Raw genomic sequence first — 9735 nt, 5'->3', positions numbered from 1 at the left:
CACACCGGACAAGGGGCTTTGCTTGTCCAAAGCCCCTTGCATCCCCAAGGACACCCCGACGTAGCCGAAATCCCCGCTGGCTTATAAAGCAAATTGGCTACACTCAGAACTCGCCAAATACATCCATGCATAACGGCCAGCTCGCCTTCCTTGGCTCGCGCTCATAAGCTTGTTGCCTAGCAACATTCGCCCTGCTCGACCTTCGAGCCTCGACCTCCCTGTCTTGGCTACGCCAATTTACAACAACGCCAGCGGCGGCTCCGAAGGGGGAATTGGTGCAATTCTGTTAGCGCTGAGTAGCTTGAAACATCTGAAGTGTCTGCAGACATACGCCTCATTTTCAGGCACAGGCGGAACTGTGACCGTCGAAAACAGGGACGTTTTCGTCGAGCGCCCAGGGATGGGTTCACAACAACTTCCTTGTTTAACGGCCAGCTCACCATCCCTGGCTCGCGCTCGAAAGCATGTTGCTGCGCAACTCTCGCCTTGTCACAGGATCGCCTGTGCATAAGCCTGCGGTAGGCAATGAGAAACATCCGTCGCCGGAGGCTCTGCCAATACTAATTAGTAACTTTTAGTTAGAAGCCATGATAGCCACTGTGCCAGCAGTGAGTACTCGCCTTGCTATTCGATGCTTATGGTATGGGGTTTCCAGGAAACCGCTGTAACCATAAGTTTTCAAGCCATAATGACTCACGCTCAGTTGGCAATTGGGCAAATAAAAAGGGAGCCAAGAGGCTCCCTTTCGCACAAAGCACCAGAGTGATTAGTTCTGGATAACAGTGGCAACGTTGTAGTCGCCGCTTTGGGTTACGCTGATAGCATTGCTGGCGCCGGCCTGAGAACCGACAACCAGGTTTTCGTTACCGCTTTGGGTGATCATCAGGCTGTTACCTGTACCAACCACAGCGAAGGCGCCGCCTTCAACACCACTCACCCAGTTGTTGTCACCGCTTTGAACGATTTGAGCCAGGTTGTTATCACCCAGGATCAGCAGGTCTACCAAGTTGAGCTCACCGCTTTGAGTGGTTTCGATATCGGTATTGTTGTAGCCAACCACTGTGACCAAAGCTTCGTTGGCACTGCCATCTTGCTCCATATCCACTTCGTTGTTATCGCCTTCCAGTTCGGCATAGGCAAAGTTTTCAGTGCCTTCCTGATGAATTTCGATCTGGTTGTCTTCGCCTGTGGTGAAGGCGACCAGTTCGTTGTAATCCCCCTGCGAAGTCAGGTCCATGCTGTTGTCTGTGCCATAGGCGGCGGCAGTGGCGAAGTTGGTGCTGCCATCCTGCTCCAGGTCGATGTTGTTGTCGTCACCCCAGATTTGGAATTCAACGCCGTTGGTGTCGCCTTCCTGCTGGATATCGACTAGGTTATCGCTACCCTGAATATCGGCAACCAGCAGATCGCCTACCGTGTTGCCGTCACCTTTCTGATAGATTTCAACGTCGTTATCATCACCTGTGGTGAATTCGAGCACTGCGGTGTTGGCAGTGCCGGTTTGCATCATTTCTATGCTGTTTTCAGAGCCGGACAGGGCATAAACAAAGCCAGTGTTCAGAGCGCCAGCCTGATCGATTTCGATACTGTTGTTATCACCGGCAACGCCGCGAACGCCACCTATGTTGGCGTTACCTTCCTGCAGTACGGTCACAGAGTTGCCGTTGCCTACGTTGGGGCTGAAATCAACGGCTATCATGCCGGCTTCGTTGTTGTTACCGTTCTGGCTGATGTAGCCAGAGTTGTCGTTGCCGTTGACACGGAATACCGCAAAGTTGGTGTCACCGTTCTGGTTTACTTCGGCGCTGTTGTTGTCACCGATCAGCTCCACATTGGCTTCGTTGAAGAAACCGGATTGAGCGACAGTTGCAGTGTTGACGTTACCATCCACATCGACGCTGGCCACGTGCCAGTCTTCATTTTGAGTCACAGTGACTTTGTTTTCGTCGCCCTTGGAATCAACATAGGCTTCGTGCCAAACACCGTCTTGAACCACGGTGGCTTCCTGGGCAGAACCTTCCTGATTGATGACAGCCAGGTTCAGAATGCCAGTTTGCTCGGCATAAACTTCCTGTCCTACAGTGCTGCGGCTCTGCTGGTTAACTGATATTTCGTTGACACTACCGGCGAAGGCTTGGGCACTCATACCCAGACCCGTTGTGATAGCCAGTGCAATCAGTGACTTTTTAGCTTGAGATTTCATTAAACGCTCCCTGTGTTTTTAATACTGCGTGATGCTGATAGTAGCTGCATCGGCAATTTGTTGTATCGAAAAATTGGCGCTGCCAAGCTGGTTGAGTTGCACCAGATTGTCATTGCCTATTTGAGTGATGTTTGCCTTATTGGCGTCACCTACCTGCATCATTTCAACCTGGTTATTGACCCCGAGTTGTACTACTTGCGCCTGATTACCCAATCCGACTTGGGTGAGGACAGCGCCGTTGTCAATTCCGGCTTGAATTATGATGGCTTGGTTGAAACTGCCTTGTTGCATCAGGTCGACCAAGTTGTCACGTCCCTGAGTTTCCAGCAGTGTCTGGAGGGTGACTGGCAACTCCTGTAATGCATTCACCTGGCGCTCTGTCGCTGCTGTACCAAGACTGGTCAACAAAACGGTTGAACCAAACAGGATTTTTGCGAGTACCGACACCTAAGACTCCTTTTCGTACATATCCTTGATTGAACCAGAGTGGAACAAATCAGCAACAAAAGTTACGCGTATAGGATGGGTGCCGCAATTGGAGTTAAAGGCTATTTAGGCTTTAGTCGATATTGCTTTTTGTAATAATGGTGGTTTGACTTATTTTTGTTTTAAAACAATGAATTGTGTTTTGTTTTTGGCGGCTTATAAGATTATCTATACCTAACACGTCTAGTATCAAAGTCGTATTTTACCGTTTGCTACTATCGCTATCGTTTTCATTGCGGTAACAATCTATTTGCAATAAATAAACGCCGGATTTCACTCGCTGGTCACTGTTTGCCTGTCGTTTCAAGGAAGTGCCGCAGATGCAAGCCGTTCCGGATACCAAGGGATTATAAGGACTATAGGAAACCCGAATATGTTGAAAAAATTCTCGCCATTGGCAGTAGCTGTCGCTGGGGTTATGGCGCTTGGTAGCGCGCCTGCAATGGCTAAAAACGAGATCCGTTACGCCAAGGACTCTATCCTGGTGGTTTACAAGGATAATGCCACCAAGGAGGAGCGCATCGCGGCTCAGCGCCTGGTACGTGGTACTTTGCGTGATGCCAATGCCGATGGTATAGATGACAAATTTGCCCGCTTGCTTGATGGTCGTCTGGCCAAGCTGAATCTGCGTCAAGGAGCCGATATTGAGCAGGCGATCAAGATGATTTCCAGTCACCCGGCGGTTAAATATGCTGAACCCAACTACATTTTGCGCGCCATAGGCATGCCGGATGATCCTCGTTTCCCTGAACTCTGGGGCATGCATAACACAGGGCAAACCGGTGGTGTGGCCGATGCCGATATAGATGCTCCCGAAGCTTGGGATGTCACTACAGGCAGCACGGATGTGATCATCGGAGTTATCGACACCGGGGTTGATTATACCCATCCGGATCTGCAGGCCAACATGTGGGTCAACCCGGGGGAAATTCCGGGTAACGGCATAGATGATGACGGCAACGGCGTGATTGATGATATTCACGGTTTCAGCGCGGCCAACAACAATGGCGATCCCATGGACGGTAACGGTCATGGTACCCACGTGGCCGGCACCATTGGCGCCAAGGGAAATAACGGCCTGGGTGTCGCCGGAGTCAACTGGGACGTGACTATTATTGGCTGTCAGTTCCTGACTCCTGCAGGTACAGGTTCTACCGCAGATGCCATCGCCTGTATCGACTATATGACAGATCTTAAGGTGAATCATGGTGTCGATATCAAGGCCACCAACAACTCCTGGGGTGGTGGTGGTTTCAGCCAGGCGCTGAAGGATTCCATTGAAACTGCCGGTGACGCCGGTATTCTGTTCCTGGCTGCGGCCGGTAACGACACCACAAATAATGATGCCAGCCCTCATTATCCGTCCAACTATGAATCGGACATAGTGATGTCTATCGCCAGTACCAATAGCTCGGATGATATCTCCTGGTTCTCCAACTGGGGTGCTACCAGTGTAGATATGGCCGCGCCAGGCAGTGCCATTCTGTCAACGGTTCCTGGTGGTGGCTACGAGAGCTATTCGGGCACCTCAATGGCGACACCTATGGTGAGTGGCGTCGCGGCTCTGGTATGGTCTATCAACCCGGATCTGACACCGCTTGAGATGAAAGCACTGTTGATGAATTCGGGTGATGCCAATGCGGCCATGACAGGTAAGAGTGTTGCCGGTACCCGTCTGAATGCGGCCAATGCACTCGATCAAGCTAATCCAAGCCCAAGTTATCGCTTTAGCGTGAGCCCGGCTGCCCGCACCATTGAAGCCGGTGAAAGCACCAGCTATGACTTTAGTGTCGGTAGTGTCGCCGGTTGGAATGGCAGTGTTGAGCTGAGTGTCAGTGTGGAACCCGCTCTGGAAGGGGTATCTTTGTCTGCCACCAACGTTGGTGCCGGTGACAGCTTTACCCTGAACGTGGCAAGCACTGCCGAGACTCAGTGGGGCGATTATGCCATCACTGTGTCGGGCAATGACGGCAGTATTGAAAAGAGCAGTGTGGTGAGCCTGGAAATCATCCCTCAAGGGCTGAATGACTTCCCGTACAGCAATGATACCCCGGTGGCTATTGCCGATAACACCACAGTGACCAGCACCATTGAGATCGCCGATCCGCTGCAGATCTTCGGGGTCAACAGCAACGTCAACATCAGCCACACCTGGATTGGTGATTTGACTGTGACCCTGACTTCGCCATCCGGTACCGAAGTGGTGTTGCATAATCGTGAAGGCAGTAGCAATGATGATATCGTCAAGAGTTGGGATTTGAGTGACTTCAACGGTGAAATTGCCCAAGGAACCTGGACTCTGAGTGTGACTGACCACGCCGGTGGTGACAATGGCACCCTGAACAACTGGGGTATGGTGATCACTGCGTTGGGTGAAGCCGGTCCTTCAGCACCTAATGCCGGCTTTGACTATCAAGCCGAAGGTCTGAGCGTCAGCTTCAGCAACAGCAGCTCTGATATCAATGATGATATCGCCGGCTACTACTGGGATTTCGGTGACGGCTCTGTTTCCAGCGAGGCAAACCCTCAACATGTGTATGCCCAGGCTGGTACCTACACAGTGACCCTGACAGCGACCGATGCCACCGAGCTCAGCGACAGTGTCAGCATGGAAGTGCAGGTATTTGCCCACAGCATCTCTGCCGATATCAGCCGCGCCCTCAAGTCCCGTCGTGGCAGCGCCATGGTCGATGTTAACTGGAATGGTGCCCTGGGTGATGAAGTGGCGATTTTCCGCGATGGTGAGCAGATAGCCGTTACCGCCAACGATGGTCAGTTCCGTGATCGCTTCAGCACTGAAGCCGAGAGCGTGACTTATCAGGTTTGTGAACTGGAAGCCGAGCTTTGCTCTGATCCTGTTGTTGCTCAATTCTGATAACCCAAATGGATGAAAGCGGCCAGCTGGCCGCTTTTTTTATAAACACATCGCGCAAAAATTAATTTTTGATGACAGGGGGAGATAACTTCAGAACTTCGCAATCATTTACGCAGGGGGGCGATTGCCCCATTGCTTTACCTTTCATTGAAGTTGCGTCGGTGCAAGCTTATCTGCTTGGTCGGGTTTACTTGGATGTTGGCGGCCAAGTACACTGATTTTCCTAATTGGAGTACTAAGGATAACAATAAGATGAGTATTTGGTTTCGCCCTATCACCCTGGAAGATTGTGCCAAACTGGATGTTGGTATGAGTGGCAAGGGCACCCTGATGCAGACCCTGGGGATCCGCATCACAGAGATAGGTGATGACTATATGGTAGCCAGCATGCCGGCGTCTCCGGCTATCCACAACCCACTTGGGATAGTCCATGGTGGTGCCAATGTGGCGCTGGCAGAGACGGTGGCCAGCTATGCCGCCAATTTTGCGGTGGACTTTGAAAACTACTATTGTGTCGGTCAGGAGATCAACGCCAATCACCTGCGGGCAGCCCGTAATGGAGAACTCAAGGCAACCGCCAGAGCGGTACATTTGGGCAAACGTAGCTCTGTCTGGGAAGTGCTTATTCATAATAGCGCCGGTGAGCTGACCTGTATCTCCCGTATGACCGCGGCCGTGATCAAGCGTTAGGGCCATATGCTAGCGCTGAGTTTGCGTAAAAGCATAGATTAAGGCCAATGTATCGCCTGTTTTTCAAGATTATTTCACTCGCATGGACAACGGGCCTAGTTGCAATTGGGTAGATTGCCAACAGGCCCAAAGCCAATTTTTTAGCTCCAGTATTCATTCTTGCTCCTGTTTGTAAGCGACTATCCTTATAGGCGAGGGGTTGGGAATTTGGCATTCAGGGGCGTCATGATTCGAAGACAGTTGCTGCTGTGAAATAGGGGAGCTTGGATGGATACAATCAATATATGGGAGTGGGTCGGATATCTGGCATCAGTAGTGGTGGCTATCTCTCTGATGATGTCCAATATCAAACGGTTGCGCTGGTGGAACCTGCTTGGAGCGGCACTGTTTGTTGCCTATGGTGTGGCCATTGCTGCTTATCCTGTGGCTTTGGTGAACTTCTTTATTGTGCTTATCGATGCCTATTACCTGGTTAAACTCTATCGCACACCAGCGCCTGAATTGCAGTCAAGTGATCAAATAAACGGCGAAAAATCAGATGATAAGTAAGGCTGGCAAACCACCGGCGCCCGAGTAATCTCATGGTGCCGGTTTCTATAAAGTTTGTTTCTTGCTTTCGTGACGATGTCAGCTTGTTCTGCTTCAGCCGTTTTTCATCTCGACTGGTAGTCACTGCTATCTCGGTTATCCATTTCTTTATCCTCCACTTATTAAGCCAGCCCCAAAGCAATCTATAAATGGAATTATGACAATCAGTTTTAATCGTTTTTAAAAAATGGTCGTTTGACTAAGATGACCACATCGCCAATATGACTGCTCAAGGGAGCACCTATGGCCACCCTATATGATGTGATTGAAAACTGGTTAAACAAAACAAAGGACTAAGGAGCACGAGATGAGTCAGAAGCAATATATCACCAGCCAGAGCGGCGCCCCTATCGCAGACGATCAGAATTCCCTCTCCGCCGGAGAGCGTGGTCCTCTGTTGCTGCAGGACTGGCACCTGATTGAAAAGTTGGCCCACTTCAACCGCGAGCGGATCCCAGAGCGGGTTGTGCATGCCAAAGGCACGGGGGTTTATGGCACCTTCACAGTGACCAATGATATGAGTCAATACACTATAGCCGAACATTTCCAGGGTGTAGGCACCCAGACCGAGGCTTTTGTTCGCTTCTCGACCGTAGGCGGTGAGATGGGCAGCGCCGATGCCGAGCGCGATCCCCGTGGTTTTGGAGTGCGTTTTTACACCAAACGCGGTAATCACGACATTGTGGGCAATAACACCCCCACTTTTTTCCTGCGTGATGGCATCAAGTTTCCTGACTTTATCCACACTCAGAAGCGTAACCCGCACACCAACTTGAAAGATCCTCAGGCGATGTGGGACTTCTGGTCGCTCAACCCGGAGTCCTTGCATCAGGTGACGGTCTTGATGTCTGACCGGGGCATTCCGGCCAACTATCGGCAGATGCATGGCTTTGGCTCGCACACCTTCTCATTTTGGAATGCCAAGGGTGAGCGCTTCTGGGTCAAGTTCCACTTCAAGACTGAGCAGGGCATAGCCAACCTGACTGAAGAGCAGGCCGCCAAGGTGAAGGGAATCGATCCGGATCATGCCCAGCGCGACATGGTGGCGGCAATCCAGGATGGTAACTTCCCCCGTTGGAAGCTCAAGGTGCAGATAATGCCGGAAGCCGATGCCAATACGTACCATATCAATCCGTTTGATTTGACCAAGGTATGGCCACATAAGGACTACCCGCTGATTGAGGTTGGGGTACTGGAGCTCAATCGTCTGCCACAGAACTACTTCGCTGAAGTAGAGCAGGTGGCACTGGCGCCAAGTAACCTGGTTCCCGGTGTTGGCGCGTCGCCGGACAAGATGTTGCAGGCTCGCCTGTTTGCCTATGCCGATGCCCAGCGTTATCGGATAGGAGCCAACTATAACCAGTTGCCGGTGAACTGCCCCCATGCGACTCAGGCCAATCACCATCAACGTGCCGGTGCCATGGCCGGGGCTCAGTGCCCTTATCAAGGAAGCCAGACAGGTGGCGATGCGGCGGCAAACTATGGCCCCAACTCGCAGCCAAGCGGCCTGCAGGATGCCACAGAGTTCAAAGAGCCGCCGCTGCGCCTGGATGGTGAAGCTGACAGATACAGCCGTTATGGTCAGGATGATTACACCCAGGCTGGCAACCTTTACCGCTTGTTGCCGGAAGAGGAAAAGGCCAGGCTTATCAGCAATATCTGCGGTACTCTGAGCCAAGCGACTCAGGATGTGCAGCAGCGAATGATAGGTCACTTCAGTCAGGCCGATGCCGACTACGGCCGCCGGGTGCAAGAGATGCTGGCCAGCTGATAATTGCACGCCGGAAATAACAGGGGCAGCTTGAGCTGCCCCTTTTGCGCTGTCAGCGGTTGCCCTATTCCCACAACAGGGTGGCAATCCCCAATAGGGCAAACAGCAGGGCGCAACCTCTGTGGATCCAGGTCATGGGCAGCTTGTCGGCACTGAAATGGCCGGCCAGTACCACGGGAACATTCGCCAGCAGCATGCCGACAGTGGTGCCTGATACTACCATCAGCAGGCTATCGTATTTGGCTGACAGCACCACGGTTGCGACCTGGGTCTTGTCACCCATTTCGGCGATAAAGAACAGCAAACAGGTGGCCACGAAAGGGCCATAGCGGTAGAAGCGGCTCTCTTCGGCATCGACCTTATCGGGCACCAGCACCCAAAGGGCGATGGCAAAGAAACTGCCGGCAACAAGGTAACGGCCGATATCGGCGCTGAGCCAACCCATGGCCCATTGGCCCAGCCAGGCGGCGGCAAAATGGTTGAGCAGGGTGGCGATAAGGATCCCTGAGATGATTGCGGTCTTGTTTTTGAAACGGGCGGCCAACAATAGGGCCAACAGCTGAGTCTTGTCACCGATTTCGGCTACGGCGACAGTGAGAGTTGAGGCGATGAGAGCTTCCAAAATGGGCGTTCCTTCGGGGTGGCAAAATTCCAAGCACAGTCTACCGCCCACCCCTTTATAATTAGTGCGGTATACCGTACTCAGGTCTTGCCGGGCAAGCCTAAGCTTGCTGTAAGCACCATGGCATGAGGCCAAGTGTGTTGATACTTACCCCTGGGCTGGACCCAGGTTAGCTACTCCCCTAAGACAGAGGCGGCCATTATAACTATAAAGTTCGTTATGGCAACACTGCTCTGATTTCGATAAAAATGAGATTTCTTTATCTGGGAAAGAGGGGGCTGTCGATTTTTTACGCCGCTGAAAGTCGAGAAAATGGTTTATGTTTCCGTTTGACAGCCCTGTATCAGGAATCAAGTCGAAGCATAGGGTAACTGGCCGATAGTCGCGCTTCCCCGCTTGCCCAAGGGCTGTGGCTCTGTTAATGTCCCGGTTAAGTTAATTTTTGAGAAAGAGCCTCAGTGTTGAGTTTGCATCTTTGCAGTCCCCAATTCCGCTGTCCA

Annotated in this window: 7 protein-coding genes and 1 riboswitch; of the genes, 4 read left to right on the top strand and 3 right to left on the bottom strand. The window is 51.9% G+C overall.

Translation table 11 applies throughout. The features are described 5' to 3' along the window. Positions 1-766: 766 nt before the first annotated feature. Both AYI96_RS11150 and AYI96_RS11145 read right to left on the bottom strand, forming a co-directional pair. A complete protein-coding gene (locus AYI96_RS11150) occupies positions 767-2203 on the bottom strand; it encodes a curlin (protein ID WP_144361618.1) in 1437 nt (478 codons plus the stop codon). 18 nt (positions 2204-2221) lie between these two features. After that, a complete protein-coding gene (locus tag AYI96_RS11145) occupies positions 2222-2650 on the bottom strand; it encodes a curlin (protein ID WP_052248246.1) in 429 nt (142 codons plus the stop codon). A 412-nt stretch (positions 2651-3062) separates the two neighbouring features. On the opposite strand from AYI96_RS11145, the gene AYI96_RS11140 reads away from it, so the two are divergent. From AYI96_RS11140 to katB, 4 genes are all read left to right on the top strand, one after another. Further along, positions 3063-5564, top strand: a complete 2502-nt coding sequence (locus AYI96_RS11140) for a S8 family serine peptidase (protein ID WP_144361617.1) — start codon at positions 3063-3065, stop codon at positions 5562-5564. Between the two features lie 252 nt (positions 5565-5816). Continuing rightward, positions 5817-6254, top strand: a complete 438-nt coding sequence (locus AYI96_RS11135; protein WP_039035581.1) for a PaaI family thioesterase — start codon at positions 5817-5819, stop codon at positions 6252-6254. A 267-nt stretch (positions 6255-6521) separates the two neighbouring features. Beyond that, positions 6522-6803 (top strand): YgjV family protein, encoded by a 282-nt coding sequence (locus AYI96_RS11130; protein WP_039035580.1) that lies wholly within the window; start codon positions 6522-6524, stop codon positions 6801-6803. Between the two features lie 346 nt (positions 6804-7149). Further along, complete coding sequence (gene katB / locus AYI96_RS11125) at positions 7150-8613, top strand: catalase KatB (RefSeq protein WP_144361616.1); 1464 nt, start codon at positions 7150-7152, stop codon at positions 8611-8613. A 64-nt stretch (positions 8614-8677) separates the two neighbouring features. Here katB and AYI96_RS11120 read toward each other — a convergent pair whose 3' ends face one another. Beyond that, positions 8678-9235 carry a TMEM165/GDT1 family protein gene (locus AYI96_RS11120; protein ID WP_144361615.1) on the bottom strand — a complete coding sequence of 186 codons (558 nt, stop codon included), beginning with the start codon at positions 9233-9235 and terminating at the stop codon, positions 8678-8680. Positions 9236-9328: 93 nt separating this feature from the next. Then, positions 9329-9429: riboswitch (yybP-ykoY riboswitch) on the bottom strand. Between the last annotated feature and the right edge of the window lie 306 nt (positions 9430-9735).

It is taken from the genome of Shewanella sp. MSW (assembly GCF_007636515.1).
GTDB lineage: Bacteria > Pseudomonadota > Gammaproteobacteria > Enterobacterales > Shewanellaceae > Shewanella > Shewanella indica.
This window is presented reverse-complemented; position numbering and strand designations above follow the sequence as displayed.

Coding starts and splice junctions, on each gene's coding strand:
- AYI96_RS11150 (WP_144361618.1), bottom strand. CDS start 2,203: ATGAAATCTCAAGCTAAAAAGTCACTGATTGCACTGGCTATCACAACG.
- AYI96_RS11140 (WP_144361617.1), top strand. CDS start 3,063: ATGTTGAAAAAATTCTCGCCATTGGCAGTAGCTGTCGCTGGGGTTATG.
- AYI96_RS11135 (WP_039035581.1), top strand. CDS start 5,817: ATGAGTATTTGGTTTCGCCCTATCACCCTGGAAGATTGTGCCAAACTG.
- AYI96_RS11130 (WP_039035580.1), top strand. CDS start 6,522: ATGGATACAATCAATATATGGGAGTGGGTCGGATATCTGGCATCAGTA.
- katB (WP_144361616.1), top strand. CDS start 7,150: ATGAGTCAGAAGCAATATATCACCAGCCAGAGCGGCGCCCCTATCGCA.